This is a genomic window from Arthrobacter nitrophenolicus (assembly GCF_045833485.1).
GTDB lineage: Bacteria > Actinomycetota > Actinomycetes > Actinomycetales > Micrococcaceae > Arthrobacter > Arthrobacter nitrophenolicus.
This window is the reverse complement of the sequence record NZ_CP174504.1, coordinates 2,742,729-2,758,559: the sequence shown is the minus strand read 5'-3', so window position 1 is coordinate 2,758,559 and position 15,831 is coordinate 2,742,729. Positions and strand designations below refer to the sequence as shown.

The 15,831-nt window shown below is 66.7% G+C and carries 12 protein-coding genes; 10 read left to right on the top strand and 2 right to left on the bottom strand.

Annotated features, from left to right (window positions below):
• Positions 1-86: 86 nt before the first annotated feature.
• The 4 genes from ACJJV6_RS12890 to ACJJV6_RS12875 are packed head-to-tail and all read left to right on the top strand — an operon-like array spanning position 87 to position 2,990.
• On the top strand, positions 87-707 hold the full coding sequence (locus tag ACJJV6_RS12890; protein WP_407709076.1) for a TMEM175 family protein: 621 nt from the start codon (positions 87-89) through the stop codon (positions 705-707).
• Between the two features lie 35 nt (positions 708-742).
• On the top strand, positions 743-1,726 hold the full coding sequence (locus ACJJV6_RS12885) for a hypothetical protein (RefSeq protein ID WP_407709075.1): 984 nt from the start codon (positions 743-745) through the stop codon (positions 1,724-1,726).
• Positions 1,696-2,586, top strand: coding sequence for a hypothetical protein (locus tag ACJJV6_RS12880; RefSeq protein ID WP_407709074.1), 891 nt, complete (start codon positions 1,696-1,698; stop codon positions 2,584-2,586). Before ACJJV6_RS12885 ends, ACJJV6_RS12880 begins: the two co-directional genes overlap by 31 nt.
• Positions 2,583-2,990, top strand: a complete 408-nt coding sequence (locus tag ACJJV6_RS12875) for a DUF1801 domain-containing protein (RefSeq protein WP_407709073.1) — start codon at positions 2,583-2,585, stop codon at positions 2,988-2,990. The genes ACJJV6_RS12880 and ACJJV6_RS12875 overlap by 4 nt, the downstream gene beginning before the upstream one ends.
• Before the next feature lie 2 nt (positions 2,991-2,992).
• Here the strand turns inward: ACJJV6_RS12875 and ACJJV6_RS12870 are convergent, their stop codons facing one another.
• Entirely contained in the window at positions 2,993-4,252 is a 1,260-nt protein-coding gene (locus ACJJV6_RS12870) for an ROK family transcriptional regulator (protein WP_407709072.1), read from the bottom strand.
• A 70-nt stretch (positions 4,253-4,322) separates the two neighbouring features.
• Between ACJJV6_RS12870 and ACJJV6_RS12865 the strand changes: the two genes are divergently transcribed.
• Together ACJJV6_RS12865 and ACJJV6_RS12860 are read left to right on the top strand one after the other, a co-directional pair.
• Entirely contained in the window at positions 4,323-7,478 is a 3,156-nt protein-coding gene (locus ACJJV6_RS12865) for a glucan 1,4-alpha-glucosidase (RefSeq protein WP_407709071.1), read from the top strand.
• Between the two features lie 149 nt (positions 7,479-7,627).
• Positions 7,628-9,487, top strand: a complete 1,860-nt coding sequence (locus ACJJV6_RS12860) for a family 49 glycosyl hydrolase (RefSeq protein ID WP_407709070.1) — start codon at positions 7,628-7,630, stop codon at positions 9,485-9,487.
• Positions 9,488-9,496: 9 nt separating this feature from the next.
• Here ACJJV6_RS12860 and ACJJV6_RS12855 read toward each other — a convergent pair whose 3' ends face one another.
• Positions 9,497-10,663, bottom strand: a complete 1,167-nt coding sequence (locus ACJJV6_RS12855) for an ROK family protein (protein WP_407709069.1) — start codon at positions 10,661-10,663, stop codon at positions 9,497-9,499.
• Between the two features lie 157 nt (positions 10,664-10,820).
• On the opposite strand from ACJJV6_RS12855, the gene ACJJV6_RS12850 reads away from it, so the two are divergent.
• The 4 genes from ACJJV6_RS12850 to ACJJV6_RS12835 all read left to right on the top strand — a co-directional run bounded on the left by ACJJV6_RS12850 (position 10,821) and on the right by ACJJV6_RS12835 (position 15,822).
• Positions 10,821-12,107, top strand: coding sequence for an ABC transporter substrate-binding protein (locus ACJJV6_RS12850; protein WP_407709068.1), 1,287 nt, complete (start codon positions 10,821-10,823; stop codon positions 12,105-12,107).
• Between the two features lie 75 nt (positions 12,108-12,182).
• Positions 12,183-13,163 carry a carbohydrate ABC transporter permease gene (locus ACJJV6_RS12845; protein ID WP_407709067.1) on the top strand — a complete coding sequence of 327 codons (981 nt, stop codon included), beginning with the start codon at positions 12,183-12,185 and terminating at the stop codon, positions 13,161-13,163.
• Complete coding sequence (locus ACJJV6_RS12840) at positions 13,160-14,071, top strand: carbohydrate ABC transporter permease (RefSeq protein WP_407709066.1); 912 nt, start codon at positions 13,160-13,162, stop codon at positions 14,069-14,071. The genes ACJJV6_RS12845 and ACJJV6_RS12840 overlap by 4 nt, the downstream gene beginning before the upstream one ends.
• A complete protein-coding gene (locus ACJJV6_RS12835) occupies positions 14,068-15,822 on the top strand; it encodes an alpha-glucosidase (RefSeq protein ID WP_407709065.1) in 1,755 nt (584 codons plus the stop codon). Before ACJJV6_RS12840 ends, ACJJV6_RS12835 begins: the two co-directional genes overlap by 4 nt.
• The last annotated feature ends 9 nt before the right edge of the window (positions 15,823-15,831 follow it).

Below are 15,831 nucleotides of genomic sequence, written 5' to 3'. Positions count from 1 at the left end.
AGCTTACGTAGCCATTATGGAACCGATTCGGCGGCGGGGATAGGGCAAAATGTGGCCATCGGTGTTTCGGCTCAGGGGGTCTTGGCGTGGATAAATCGGTGCCGCTCGAACGCATGGTTTTCTTCAGCGACGCGGTGTTCGCCATCGCCCTCACGCTCCTGGCCCTGGACCTGAAACTGCCCCTGGGCATCCCTTCCGAGCGCCTGACCGCCGAGCTGGCGGGCGCCGTTCCGGAGCTGCTGGCGTTCGCCCTTTCGTTCCTGATCATCGCGCGGGTATGGATGTCCCACCACAACGATTTCTTCCGCATCCGGGACTTCAACCCGCAGCTGGCGTGGCTGAACATGCCGCTGCTTTTCTTCATCGTGATGCTCCCCGCGCCCACCGCCGTCCTGAGCGATTACGGCGGGAACCCCAGTCCGTGGCCCAGCGTGCTGTATGCGGCCACCATTTCCGGCGTCTACCTGACGCTTGCCGGCATGTGGACCTACGCGTGGCGCAAGGGCCTGACCGATGACACGGTGAACGAGACCGAGCACCGGCGCGTGTTCCTGGCCAGGCTCACTGCCCCCGCGGTGTTCCTGCTCAGCATTCCGGCCGCGTTCGTGCTGGGCAGTAACACCCCGTTCCTGTGGTTCCTGATCATCCCCGTTGCCCTCCTGGCCCGGCGGCTCACGGCACGCCACTCACCGGCCGCCACCCAGTAACGGCGCAGTAACGCCTTCCGCGGCATAATGCCGCAGTGAACGAGGGCCTGCGCCGCGCGGCCGCCCCAGCATGGGCGGCGGTCCTCGCGCTGCTTCTGTCCGGGTGCTTCGCCGGCAGCAATGACGACGGCGGTGGCCCGGCGTCCGGAGGCTCCACAAGTTCCGCAGGCTCACCGGCATCCGCGAGCGCAACCGCCGCTCCCGCCCCGGACCTGCCACCCCCGCAGCCGCCCGGTCCCCCGGCGCCGGGCCAGGCGCCCGCCGCTCCGGCGCCGAACCCGCCACCCCCGCAGCCGCCCGGTCCACCCGCGCCCAACCAGCCGCCCGCACCGGAGGCCGTGGTCCTCGACTGGCTTCCCATCGGCCCGGTGGGACGCGGCGACCCCGTCTGGTACGTAGACCTGAAAGGCCTGAACTGCACCAGCCAGGGAGATCCCGCCACAGCCACCACCATGCTGGAACTGGCGCCGACGCTGTGCCTGGGTCTCAACGGCGACCAGGCCGCCTGGGAGAGCGGCGCGGCGGCCCTCGCCACGATCCCCGCACCAACCCTGGCCACATCCGACTGCTGGTCCGTGGCTGCCTTTGAAGTGCTGCAGGACATCGCCGGGTTCCGGCGGCAAAACCCGGCCGTCCCCTTCACCCTGGCCCCGAGGCCGGGCACGGCCTGCCCGCCGGACCTCAAATTCCTCGAGGACGATGCGCGGAACTCCCCGCCCGCCCCCATGTGCGCGGGCGCCCCGGTGGTCCTGGTGGGAACCCTTGAAGGCCTGCCGGCAGGTTCGGTCCGGTCCGTCAGCGTGGGAACGGCCATCGCAGCCGTGGGATTCAGGAACAGCCCGGACGATTTCAACTATCCGCCCGGCGACCTCTACTTCCTGGCCCCGCCCATCGAAGCGGCGGGCCCCGTCACGGTCAGCATCGCCGTGGCCGACGCCGACTATACGGTGCAGGGGACCGTCACCCTTGACTACGCGGACCCGCAGACGTGCCTGCCGCCGTCGGGCACGGCATCATGACCGAGGACAAGGGCGACGAGCGGTCCTCCTGGTCGCGCGCCTTTGGCGTGATCTCCGCCGTCGGCCCGCCGCTGACGGTGGCAACGGCGCTGCTCTTCTACTTCGGCTGGGCCCGGGCGGAGGCGCAGGCCGCGTACATGGGCTTGAACGTGAGCCTGTTCGGGTACTCGGTGCAGGACTACCTCCTGATCAGCATCAACCCGCTCTTTGTGCCGCTGGTGTCCATCCTGGTCCTGGCCGTGGTGTGGCTGGCACTCGACCGCTGGCTGCGCCGGCACATCGCCGAGGACAGCGGCAGGGCGGTGATTGTCCGGGCGGCCGGGATCGCGGCCCTGCTGAGCGGGCTCCTGGTGGGCATCAGCCTGCTGGTGGCCATCATGGAGCGTGCCAGGGCTGCGCTTTACACGCCGTATCTGATGGCTTTGGGCGTGCTGGTTGCCACCTGGTGCGTCCATCTCCGCCGCCTGGGCCGGGAGGATACACGTCCGGCCCTCACCACCGAGCAGCACGCGGTGGAAACCACTCTGGTCCTGAGCATCGTGACGCTGCTGCTCTTCTGGGGCACGGCCGACTTCGCCCAAGCACTGGGCCGGCGGCTGGCGGTGGACTACGAACAGGGCGTGCAGTTCATGCCCCGCGCCGAGGTGTACTCACCCACGCCGTTGGGCATCGGTTCGGCCGCGGTCTCGGAGGTGAACGTTGGCACCGCGGACGCGGCCCTCTACCGGTATGACGGCCTGCGCCTGCTGGTGCTCAGCGGCGGGCGCTTCTTCTTCCTCCATGACGGCTGGACGCCGCAGAATGGAACGGTGATCGTCCTTCCGGACGACAACTCCGTCCGCATCGAATTCAGGAGATGATCCTGGCCATGGACTACGCCAAGGACCCGCGCGTTGACCAGTACATTGACGCCCTCCCCGAGTGGCAGCAGGAGGTCTGCCGAAAGGTCCGCGACCTGGTGCATGCCGCGGATCCCGAGGTGGAGGAGACCATCAAGCGCACCGTGCAGCCCTACTTCGTGCTGAACGGCAATATCTGTGCGCTCCTTGCCGCGAAGGACCACGTCAACGTGTTCCTGTACGACGGCGGCCTGGCCCCGGACCCGCAGCACATCATCACCGGCGGGCACGGCAACCAGACGGGGCGGACCATCGCTTTCCACCAGGGCGATCCTGTCAACGAGGAAGCCCTGCTGGACATCTTCCGGGCCGTGATCGCGGACAACCGGGCAGGCGGCTGGCGGAAGATCAAGGGCGGCGCGTAGCGTCAGATCAGCGCCCCGAAGGCGTGGTCCAAAGCGATCCGCACCGTTCCGTGCAGGGCCGCACGGTCTGCCAGCGTCGAGGCCGCCAGGCGGGGATGCTGGGCGTCGAACTGGTCCAAGGCCTGATCGAGCAGGGGTAGGAGGACGTCGCCTGCTCCTGCCGGACCGCCGGAGAGAACGACCATCTGGGGGTCCAGCAGGGTGGCGACGACTGCGACCACCCGCGCAGTCCGCTCGGTCACGACGTCCACCACATCCCGCGCCGCCGCATCGCCGTTCCGGGCGGCAGTGAGCACCATTTCGGCTGTGACGTCGGCCGGGACACCGGCACAGAGACGCACGAGGTCGCTCCCGCCCGGCGCTGCGGGACGCTCGCCATCCACGACCTCGGCGGCAGCAACTGCTCCCAGCTCACGGCACATGCCGCCGATGGCGTCAGTGTTTCCCACGCCTTCCACAAGCTGCAGGAACCGCATTTCACCGGCGGCGCCGCACCCACGGATCAGGTTCCCGCCCAGGAAGATGCCGGCGCCCAGCCGTTCGCCGGACAGGAGCACAACGACGTCGTCGATGCCCTGTGCCACCCCCAGCCAGCGCTCGGCGACGACGGCAAGGTTGGCGTCGTTGTCCACCAGCAAGGGCCAGTCGAAATCAGGCCGGAGTGCCAATCGCAGATCCAGGGCCGCCAGCCCGGGCAGGTAGGACTCCAGGGCCACGGCATGCCCGTCCGTACGGACCGGAGCGGGAACCGCCATGCCGGCCGCCAGGACGCGGTCGGGCTCCACGCCGGACTCATCAAGGATGCTGTGTATCCGCTGCCGGACGGTCAAAAGCCGCTCGGGGGCGGCGACATGCTCATCGCGCCAGCTTTCCAGGTGCTCGGCAATCACCGTTCCGGCAAGGTCGGATAAGCAGATGTGCAGCTTGGTTGCGCCAAGGTCGATTCCCACGACGTACCCGGCGGAGGCCTTCAGACCGAAGCGCCGCGACGGTCGTCCGGCCCGCGTGGAGCCGGTTCCTTCCACTTCTTCCAGCCAGCCGAGGGCGAGCAGCTCGTCGCAGACGGCCAGAACCGTCGGCCGGGAAAGACCGGTTGCCTCCATCAGGCCGGAGGCATCCAGCAGGGGCCCGGCAATCACGGCGTCAAGCACAGCGGACGCGGAAATCTTCCGCAGCACGGGAACCGTGGCTTCCGTCTTTTTTGTCCCGCTTCCCATGCCCCACCCCTTGACCGATGCACCGCCGGTACCAATACTAGTCATGGAATTATTAAAGGCCCTTATAAATTTAGTTCCGGCGAATGCACACCCCAGCCACATCACCAGGAGAGCAATGAAGCGTCACCTCAAAACAAGCTGCGCCGCCGCAGCCCTCGCGGTAGCGGCGTCGGCCGTCGCCCTCGCCCCCGCCACTGCGGACGTGGAGCAGCCACCAGGGGCACCGGGAGCCTCCGCCACGTGGACGAAGGGCGATAAGGAAGGCGTCGGCACGTCCGTCAGCACAGCCTCAAAGGTCTGGTACACTCTGACCGAGGGGACCCTCAGCGAGGTCTACTACCCCCGCGCCGATACCCCGAACACCCGCGAGCTCCAGTTCGCCATCAGCGACGGTTCGCACCGGCAGCTGGAAAATGAAGGCACCACCCGCCGCGTGGAACTGGCCGACCCGCAGGCACTGACCTACCGGCAGATCACTGAGGACAGCGCGGGCCGCTGGCGGCTCACCAAGACCTACGTGACGGACCCGGAGCGCTCGTCCGTCATGCTCGGCGTCACCTTCGAAGTGCTCGACGGCGGCGAGTACCAGCTCTTCACCCTGTTCGACCCGTCGCTGGCCGGCACGTCCGGCGGGGATACCGGCAGCACCACAGGCGGCGCCCTGGTGGCCGAGGACCTGTCCATCCCTGACACCCCCGTGGCCTCGGCCCTGGTGTCCAGTGCCGGCTTCAGCGCCACCAGCACCGGATACGTCGGGACGAGCGACGGCGGCACGGACCTGGCCGCCGACGGCAGGCTTGATGCCACCTACCCCGCCGCGGGCACCGGAAACATCGCCCAGACCGGCCAGATCCAGCTGACCGGCGCGAAAACGGAGTTCTCCCTGGCCCTCGGCTTCGGCGCCACAACCGACGAAGCGCTGCATACCGCCAACGCCACGGTCAAGCGCGGCTACGCCAAGGTGTCCAAGGACTACACCAAGGAGTGGAAGCAGTACCTGGGTTCCCTGGACAAGCCCGCCAAGACACTGGAGGGTGACCTGCGGACGCAGTACGACGTCTCCCTGATGACCGTCAAGTCCCACGAGGACAAGACCTTCCCCGGCGCGTTCATCGCCTCGCTGACCACGCCGTGGGGCCAGGCCGCGAGTGCCGAACAGCACCGCGAGGGTTACCACGCCGTGTGGGCGCGGGACATGTACCAGTCCGTGACAGCCCTGCTCGCCGCCGGCGACGAGGACGCGGCCCGGCGCGGTGTCGAGTGGCTGTTCAAGTACCAGCAGCTGCCCGATGGGCATTTCCCGCAGACATCCAAGGTGGACGGCACCGTGGGCCAGAACGGCATCCAGCTGGACGAGACGGCGTTCCCCATCCTGCTGGCCAACCAGATCGGCCGCACCGACGCCGACTTCTACGCCAACGAACTCAAGCCCGCCGCAGACTACCTCGTTGCCGCCGGGCCCAAGACCCCGCAGGAACGCTGGGAGGAGACCGGCGGGTACTCCACATCCACTCTGGCCTCCCAGATCGCCGCCCTCGCCGCGGCCGGCGACATCGCCGAGAAGAACGGCGACGCCGGTTCCGCCGCCATCTACCGGGCAACCGCCGACGAATGGCAGCGCAGCACCGAAAAGTGGATGTTCACCACCAACGGCCCGGTGGGTGACGGCAACTACTACCTCCGCATCAGCGCCAGCGGCAACCCGAACGACGGCGCCGTCCGCGACTGGGGCAACGGTGCGGGGGTCCATCCCGAGAACGCCGTCCTGGACGCCGGATTCCTGGAGTTCGTCCGGCTCGGCGTGAAGCCGCCGGCCGACCCGCACGTGGCAGACTCGCTCGCCGAAACCGACGCCTCCATCTCGCAGGACACCCCCGGCGGCCGCATGTGGCACCGCTACACCTATGACGGCTATGGCGAAAAGGCCGACGGTTCACCCTGGGACGGCACCGGCATCGGCCGGCTGTGGCCCCTACTGACGGGTGAACGCGGCGAGTATGCCCTGGCGAACGGTGAGGATGCGCTGCCCTACCTGGCCACCATGCACTCGGCGGCCAACGACGGCTTCATGATCCCCGAACAGGTCTGGGACCAGGACGAGCCCACCTCCTACGGCCACGAACTGGGCCGCAGCACCGGCTCGGCCTCCCCGCTGTCCTGGGCTATGGCCCAGTACGTCCGGCTCGCCGCCGGCGTGAAGCACGGCGCCCCGGTGGAAACGCCGCAGAACGTCGCCAGCCGCTACGCCAACGGCGCCATCGCCGAACCGGCCCTGGAGATCGCGTCCCCGGCGCAGCTGAGCACCTCGGATTCGGACAGCACCACGGTCTCCGGCACCACCTCCGCAGCCAAGGTGTACATCTCCGTCAACGGCCAGGTGGTGGAAGCCCCGCTGACCCCGGCCGCCGGAGGCAGCTCCACCTTCTCCGTGGACGTCGCCCTGCCCGGCACCAAGAACAACGTGACGGTAGCCGCGGTGGGCGCCGACGGAGGCACCGCCGTCGAGGAACGGACCGTGCTGCACTACGGCACCCGCATCGGAGGGCTGCAGGACCCGGCCGGCGATGACAACGGCCCGGGCACCTACACGTACCCGACCAACCCGGTCTACGTGCCCGGCGCGTTCGACCTCACCGCCGTCGACGTATACGACGCCGGCGACAAGTACGCGTTCGTCAGCACCATCGCAGGCAACGTCACCAACCCGTGGGGCGGCCAGGGGATCTCGCACCAGCGGATCAACGTCTACCTCAGCAACGGCGATGCAACGGCCACCCCGGCGCTGCCCGGCACCAACGTCAACGTCGAGCACGCCTGGGACTCCGTCGTCGTCACCGATGGGCGGTTCGACGGCGCCGGCGTCTACGGCCCAGACGGGACCCGCACCTCGGCTGTCAGCCTGCTGGCGGTGCCGGAAGCGAAGCAGATCGTCACCATGGTGCCCAAGGAGGCGCTGGGAACCCTCGATCCGGCGTCGGCGAAGTTCGCGGTGGCCATGTTCGGCAACGCCGAATCCGGCGAAGGCATCGGCAACGTCCGGCCTGTCTACGACGGCGCCTACTGGGCAGCCGGGAACCCGTCTTGGATCAAGGAGTGGCGTTTCGGCGGCGGCGCCGGCGTCTTCGACGGCGGCATCGCCTCCCGGGACACGGACACCAGCGATCCCAATGCACTGGACGTAATCGTCCGTGAGGGCCAAAGCCAGGCCAACGTGCTGGACTGGCTGGCGGGCTCACCTGTGGTGGTCCCGATGGTGGGGCTCACACCCTAGGCATGATCCCCAAGGCGGGGCCGGAAATATCCGGCCCCGCCTTTTCTTGCCATGCCCGCATAAATACCGGAAGGAAAAACCAGACACAGAAATTCGACGGAGAAATCCGACCAGTTGTAACCGGAATGATTTAGAACAGGGGAAAAGCAATGAAGCATTACCTCCGTCTTGTGGCGGCAGCCTTCGCGCTGCTGCTCCTGCTGCCGGCAGCGGGCCAGGAGCCTGCCGCCGCGACAGAACAGACCGGCTTTACCGCCACCGGCGCCGACCTGCGGACCTGGTGGCACAGCAACGACGAATACAACACCACCTCGCCCACCTCGAACGGTGCAGTCCGCCGGTCGTCTTCCTATGAGGTGCAGGTGGCCACAGCCGCCGCACCCACCACCCGCTACGACTCCTTCACGTACATGAGCATCCCCCGCAGCGGGAAGGGCAAGATCAATTACACGGAACCGGACGGGGCCGAGTTCTCCTCGTCCGCCCGCCTTTCCATGAGCTGGTCAAGTTTCGAATACGCAACCGATGTCTGGGTGGACGTAAAGCTCCTCACCGGCCAGGCCATCACCTCCACGGAGCAGGTAACCATCCGCCCCAGCAAGTACGCCTTCGAAAAGCAGCTTGTGGACAGCAGCACGGTGCGCGTGAAGGTGCCCTACGCGGCGTCGGGATACCGCTTCTCGGTCGAGTTTGCCCCGCAAAACTTCACCGCCTACAACGATATGTCCGGCACCAGCGGGGTCCTGACGGAAGACCCCGGCGGGGACAACCGCGCCATCCACACCGAACCGCGGAATTCGATGATGATCTTCGCCGAGCCGGTCCTGACCGGCGCCGAGGCGGAGCGGGTGATTCCCACCGCCGCCTCGGGCACCGTCAAGTACCCGGAGGAAGGCCTGGTCAACAACCTGGAGCAGGTCACCGAAGACATCATCTACTTCCGCCCCGGAACCTACTACATGGGCTCGGGATACCGGGCCGAACTTCCGGCCAACGTCAAGTGGATCTACCTCGCGCCGGGAGCCTACGTCAAGGGTGCCTTCTACTTCGGCAACTCCACTCAAGGCGTCTACAAGGTCACGGGGCGCGGCGTGCTCTCCGGCGAGCAGTACGTCTACGAGGCGGACACCGCCAACGGCTTCAACCACAGCAGCGGCGTAAACTGCCACAACACCTGCGTCAAAATGCTGCAGTTCTCGTCCTCGTCCAGCATGCAGCAGTACCTGGACGTCGAAGGCATCACCATCAGCGAGCCGCCCTACCACTCCTTCGTGATCTACGGGCCACCGAACGCCTACGACATGGAAATGCGGGTGGACAACTACAAGCAGGTGGGCAGCTGGTACTGGCAGACGGACGGCCTGGAGCTCTACGAGGGCAGCCGGATGAACAACACCTTCTTCCATGCCAATGACGACGTCCTGAAGCTGTACCACAGCAACGTGACGGTGGATAACACGGTGATCTGGAAGAACGAGAACGGCCCTGTGATCCAGTGGGGCTGGGAGCCGCACACCATCGAGAATGTGGTGGTCACGGACACGGACGTGATCCACAACCGGATGTACTGGAAGGACGCCAAGTACAACACCTGCATCATCAATTCGTCCTCGTACTGGGGAAACATGGGCGCCACCAACACGGCGGACACCGCCAAGACGGTCAAGAATTTCCGGTTGGAGAACATCAACGTCGAGGGCACCACCAACTGCGCCGTCAGGATCTATGCGTTGGCCAATACCGAGAACATCCACATCAAGAACCTGAAGATCGACGGCTGGAACGGACTGGACTACACCTCCCAGGCCAGCCACCTCAAGCGGTACTCGGACACATCCAGCGCCAAGGTGGCGCTGGGCAACGAGACCGTGGACAGCCGCGGCATCAAGCTGGAGAACTACAGCGTGGGCGGCACCGTCATCGACAAAACCACGTCCAACTGGAGCGATACGCAGCCCGGCAGGATCGCCTTCGACGGCGAGAACTGGGACAACTGGAATGCCTGGTAGATAAGGGGATCAGCTGCCCGCGGCCGCCACCGCGGGCAACTTGCCGTGCACGAACGCCTGGATGGCCAGGACGGCTGCGCCCCGGCACCAGTCCACGTTGTCCTTGGTGCCCAGCACGATGGGCGGGGTGCTGGCGCGCGGATCGCGGTCCAGGGCAAGGCCCTCGCGCACGGCGTCCTCGGCCACCGAGGCGAGCCGTACGCCCTCCCCCGCAATGATGATCCGTTCGGGAAGCGTCAGGTTACAGATGGCGGCGAGGAGCCTGCCCAGGCCCCGCCCGCCGTCGTCCGCCACGCGCCTGGCCGCCGGGTCTCCTGCCTCGGCAAGATCCAGGGCTTCCTCGTACCCCACCGTCCGGCCCAGCGCCGCGGACACGTGCCGGGCAATCGAATCGGAGTTCAGCACGCTCGTGGCGCAGCCGCGGTGCCCGGCGTAGCAGACGGGTCCGGCGGGGTCGAGCGGCCAGTGCCCCACGAGCCCGATGCCGTAGTCCTTCCCGGTGACGATTGCGCCGTTGGCCACCAGCCCGAAGCCGGTTCCCACGCCAAGGGTGACAACGGCGAAACGGTCGTCCTCGCGGCCCTCACCAAACCAGTGTTCGTACTCGGTGAAGGCCACCAGGTCGTTGTCCACCAGCGTGGGAATCCCGGTGGCCGCGCCCACCAGCTTCGCCAGGGGCAACTCGGTCCAGCCAAGGAATTTTGCGTCCACCACGTACTGCCGGTCACGGATCAGGCCGCCGATGCCGAGGCCGATGCCGTCTATCTGCAGGCCCTCGCCCAGGTCTGCCGCCAGGCCGGCAATCTGCCCGACGACGACCTCGGGGCTCCGGTCCGTGATGGCAAGGGTACGGTGGTTCTGGATTTCCCCCCGCAGGTTGGTGCGGGCCGCGATGATCTCGTTCTCGCGCAGCTTCATGCCCACGAAGTGCTTCGCGTCGATGTCGACGTCCAGGAGCCGGGTGGGCCTGCCGACCCGGCCGTCGTTGTGTTCGCCCACCTCGCGCAGCAATCCGCCCTCCAGCAGCGGCGCGCTCAGCCGGCTCAGCGACCCGGGTGAGAGCTTTAGCCGGCGGGCCACGGCCGCCCGGGAAATGGGTCCCCGGCGCAACACCTCAATGGCTACCGGAAGGGACGCGTCTGTGGGCGGCACCGACCACGCTGATGGACTTTTCACTCCTCCATCTTGGCATGCCATTTTAGTTTTGTTACACAACTAATACTGCTCAATATTTGTTACTCGGGCCCTCTTGACGGCCCTAATAGTTTTGGAACAGAATAAATGCCAGCCCGGAGGCGGGAACTGAAACGTGGACCAATGGAGGTCAGTCAGCATGAACAAGCAGTGGAAGGCGGCGTCGGCGATTCTCGCGGCGGCGGCCATCGCGACAATGGGAATCTCGGGGTGCTCGGCACCCGCAAACGAGCCCGACGGAAAGACCCTCAAGGTCTGGTGGTGGGAGAACGACGACAGTGCCCTGGCCACCGGCTGGAACCGGGCCATCGAGATCTTCGAGGAAAAGCACCCGGACGTCACCGTGGAGTTTGAACTCAAGACCTATGAGCAGATGCAGCAGTCCGGCCAGCTCCTGCTCGACTCCAACGACGCACCGGACGTCCTGGAATACCTGAAGGGCAATGCCACCGCAGGCGTCGTCTCCCAGGCCGGGCTCCTGACCGACCTCACCGACGTCGCCAAGGAACGCAACTGGGACCTGGACAGCACCGCCCAGGACGTGGGCCTGTATCAGGACGGCGTGATGGGCTCCGGCCAGCGGTACGGCATCACCAACTACGGCGAGTACGTGTCGGTCTGGTACAACAAGGACCTCTTCGCCCAGCAGAACATCCAGGTCCCCTCCTCCGTGCAGGAACTGGAGCAGGCGATGGACAAGTTCGCCGGGGTGGGCATCACTCCCCTGGCTTTGGGTTCCCAGGACTACCCCGGCACGCACCTGCTCTATGAACTGGCGCTGGCCAACATGGACAAGGACTCCTGGTCCGCCTACCAGCAGTTCGAGGGCGACGTGGACTGGACCGCGTGGGAGAAGGCCGCGCAGACCGTGCAGGACTGGACCGCCCGTGGCTACATCAGCAAGGACTCCACCGGCATCGCCGCCCAGGACGCCGGAAACGCGTTCGTGGCCGGCCAGTACCCAATCTTCGTCTCCGGCACTTGGTGGGCCGGCAGCTTCGCGGACGAGATCAAGGACTTCGAGTTCGACCAGTTCCTGTTCCCGGGCACCGACCTGCACCCCGGCTCCGGCGGCAATCTCTGGGTTGTTCCCGAGAAGGCCAAGAACAAGGAACTGGCCTACGACTTCATGGAAATCACCATGAGCCCGGAGATCCAGAACCTGCTGGGCAACGAGGGCGCGGTCCCCGTGGCCGCCGAAGCGGACGCCATCACCAGCCCGATCGGCAAGCTCACCACGCCGCGATTCAACGAACTTTTGAATGACGACGACGGCGGCCTGGGCTGGTACCCCGACTGGCCGGTCGCGGGCCTCAACGACGTCCTGGTCGCCCAGACCAGCGACCTGGTCCAGGGCAACGTGACCCCGCAGAAGGCCGTGGAGAACATCAAGGCGGCTTACGAGCAGGGCAAGCCCAGCAAGTAGCCCGGCACCCGCAAGCACGACCGCACCAGCACGTGGCGGCGCACCCAGGTGCGCCGCCACCGCAAAGGAAACATCATGACAGCACTTCCCCCGGCCCCGGCCGCCCGAACCCGGCAAGCGCCGCGACAGCTGCCCCTCCGCGTCCCCCGGCGCAGATCCGCGCAGGAGAACCCGCGCGGCTACTGGATTTACCTCCTGCCCGGGGCCATCGGCTTCATCGCCATCGTGGCCATCCCCTTCGGCATGAACCTGTACTACAGCCTCACCAACTGGCGCGGCGTGGGCACCCCGAAGTTCGTGGGCCTGGACAACTATGCGCGCCTGGTGGCCGACCCGGCGTTCTGGGCGTCCTTCCTGCACAGCACCGCCTTCATCGTGGCGATGGCGGTGGTGCCGACGGCGCTGGGCGTCTTCGTCGCGGCTGTCCTGTTCGACTACATCGCCCCGAAGTTCGGCGCCAGGACGGCGAGCATCCTTCGGGCCACGTTCTACCTGCCCCAGATCCTGCCCATCGCGGTGGCCGGTGTCCTCTGGAAGTGGCTGTACCAGCCGCAGTACGGCATCCTCAATACAGTCCTGGACGGGGTGGGCCTGGGCTGGCTGAAGCAGAACTGGCTCGGCGACGCGGACACCAGCATGCTCGCGGTGATGAATGTCCTGATCTGGCTGCAGATCGGCTACACCGTGGTGGTGTTCATGGCCGGGCTCTCCCGTGTTGACCCTGCCCTCTACGAGGCAGCCGAGATCGACGGCGCCGGCTGGTTCCAGCGCTTTTGGAGCATCACCATCCCGCAGCTGCGCCCGGAAATCGCCGTGGTGCTGATCACCACCTCCGTGGCAGCACTGAAGGTCTTCGCCCCCATCTACGTCCTCACCAGAGGCGGGCCCGGGACCAGCACCATCGTTCCGGCCTATTTCTCGTACTCAAACTTCTTCACCACCACCCAGGTGGGCTACGGCGCCGCCGTCGCCTCCCTCCTGGCGCTGCTGGTCACCATCATCGCGATCGTGCTGCTGCGCTACCAGACCCGCAACGCCGAGGGATTCGACAAGTGACCACCACAGCCCCCGCCCCAGACACGGCACCCGCCGCCTCAACCCCGCAACAAAAACCGGCTCACAGCACCCGGAGCGCCAGGAACCGGCGCGGCGTCAACGGCTGGATCATCCTGGCCCTGCTCGCCGTTGCCGCCCTCCTGATGGTCTTCCCCTTCTGGCTGGCCCTCGTCAACGCGTTCAAACCCTCAGGCGAATACATCGACGGCGGCCCGATCGGGATCCCCACGCAGTTGGACTTCACGGCGATCATCGACTTCTGGGCGGGCGTCAACTTCAACCAGAAGCTGCTGAACAGCGTCATCCTCTCCGGCAGCGTGGCCCTGATCGCCGCAACCCTGAGCCTGCTGAGCGCCTTCGCCATCGGCATCGGCAGGATCCGCGGCAGGGTGTGGATCCTGGCCGTGTTCATGCTCGCGTTCACCATCCCGCAGGAGGCGCTGGTCTACCCGCTCTTCGTACTCTCCCGGGAACTTAACCTCTACGACTCCCTGCTCGGCGTCACCATCATCCTGGCCGTCCTCCAGAGCGCCTTCGGCACCTACATGCTCGCCTCAGTGCTGGGCTCCTTCCCGCTGGAGGTCCTCGAAGCGGCACGCCTGGACGGTGCCACCCGGTTCCAGATCCTGCGGCTCATCGTCCTGCCTCTCACCCGCTCCACCCTGGCCGTGCTGGTGACGTTCTTCTTCATCTGGACCTGGAACGACTTCTTCCTTCCCCTGGTCCTGCTGCCCTCGGCCGCCAACCAGACTGTCTCGGTATCCCTGGGCGCGCTCAGCGGCCAGTACACCTCCGACCCCACGGCCCTGGCGGCCGCGTCCATGGCCGGCATCCTGCCCGCACTGATCTTCTTCCTTCTCTTCCAGCGCACCCTCATGCGCGGCGTCAACATCGGAGCCATCAAGTGACCCTCCAGCCCGCACTGCGGCATCCCAGCCTCCGTCCGAACGACGAGTGGTGGAAGGCCGCCGTCGTCTACCAGGTCTATCCGCGCAGCTTCGCCGATTCCAACGGCGACGGCATCGGCGACCTCCGCGGCGTCATCGGCCGCCTGGATCACCTTGAGGAACTGGGCGTCGACGTTGTCTGGCTGTCCCCTGTGTACGCCTCGCCGCAGGACGACAACGGCTACGACATCAGCGACTACTACGCCGTGGACCCGGCATTCGGCACCATGGAGGACCTGGACGAACTGATCGCCGGCCTGCACGCCCGCGGCATGAAGCTGGTGATGGACCTTGTGGTCAACCACACCTCCGACGAGCACGCCTGGTTCCAGGATTCCCGTTCCAGCAGGATAAGCGCCAAGCGCGACTGGTACATCTGGCGCGACCCCCGCGACGGTGCGGTGCCGGGTCCCGGGGCGGAGCCCAACAACTGGGGCTCGTTCTTCTCCGGCCCCGCGTGGGATCTGGACGAAACCACCGGGCAGTACTTCCTGCACCTGTTCTCCCGCAAGCAGCCGGACCTGAACTGGGACAACCCGGACGTCCGCAACGCAGTGTACCGGATGATGAACTGGTGGCTGGACCGCGGCGTGGACGGGTTCCGGATGGATGTCATCAGCTTCATCTCCAAACACCCCGGCCTGCCGGACGGGCCGGTGGGCGACGGCCAGGCCTGGGGCGACGGGATCCCGTTCTACGGCTCCGGCCCCCGGGTCCACGAGTACCTGCAGGAAATGCACCGGGAGGTATTCGCCGGCCGGGACGCGGACCTGATGACCGTGGGCGAGATGGTGGACGCCACCCCCGAACTGGCAAGGCTGTACACGGACCCGAACCGGAAGGAACTGGATATGGTGTTCCAGTTCGAGCATGTGGGCCTGGACCACGGTCCGGGCGGAAAGTTCACCCGCAAGCAGCTGGACCTGGTGGCGCTCAAGCAATCGCTGGCGAAGTGGCAGGATGCCCTGGCGGACGTGGGCTGGAACAGCCTCTACTGGAACAACCATGACCAGCCGCGGGCCGTCTCGCGCTTCGGCAACGACTCCGCGTACTGGTACGAGTCCGCCACCGCCCTGGCCACGGTCCTGCACCTGATGCGCGGCACGCCCTACATCTACCAGGGTGAAGAGCTGGGCATGACCAATATGCAGTTTTCCGGCATCGGCGACTTCCGCGACCTTGAAAGCCTGAACTACTACCGCGAGGCCATTGCCCGCAGCGGCGGCAGCCGGGCAAGCGACATCCTGGCCGGCCTCGCCGCGGGCGGCCGGGACAATGCCCGGACCCCGGTTCAGTGGGACAACAGCAGGAACGCCGGCTTCACCACGGGCGAGCCCTGGATCCCCGTGAACCCCAACCACGCCTGGCTCAACGCCGCCGCCCAGCGCACCGATCCGGACTCCGTCTTCGCCTGGTACCAGAGCCTGGTCCGCCTGCGCCATGAGGAACCCGCCGTCATCGACGGGCTGTTCACGTTGCTCTACCTGCAGGACCCGCAACTCTTCGCCTACACCCGCACCGGCCCGGACGCCACCCTGCTAGTCCTGGCCAACTGCTCCAGTGAACCGCTGGCCCTGGACTTCACCCTTGCCAGGGATATCGCCACGGCATGGGCACAGGCAGAGGTTCTCCTTCACAACCGGCCCGGCCACGACTGGAACAGGCAGGAACTGCTGCCCTGGGAGGCCGTTGTGCTCCGCCGCCTTTCCTAAAGGCACCAC

Excerpts from the sequence above, each read along its gene's own strand:
- ACJJV6_RS12845 (WP_407709067.1), top strand. The coding sequence starts at position 12,183 with ATGACAGCACTTCCCCCGGCCCCGGCCGCCCGAACCCGGCAAGCGCCG.
- ACJJV6_RS12875 (WP_407709073.1), top strand. The coding sequence starts at position 2,583 with ATGATCCTGGCCATGGACTACGCCAAGGACCCGCGCGTTGACCAGTAC.
- ACJJV6_RS12850 (WP_407709068.1), top strand. The coding sequence starts at position 10,821 with ATGAACAAGCAGTGGAAGGCGGCGTCGGCGATTCTCGCGGCGGCGGCC.
- ACJJV6_RS12870 (WP_407709072.1), bottom strand. The coding sequence starts at position 4,252 with ATGACTAGTATTGGTACCGGCGGTGCATCGGTCAAGGGGTGGGGCATG.
- ACJJV6_RS12860 (WP_407709070.1), top strand. The coding sequence starts at position 7,628 with ATGAAGCATTACCTCCGTCTTGTGGCGGCAGCCTTCGCGCTGCTGCTC.
- ACJJV6_RS12865 (WP_407709071.1), top strand. The coding sequence starts at position 4,323 with ATGAAGCGTCACCTCAAAACAAGCTGCGCCGCCGCAGCCCTCGCGGTA.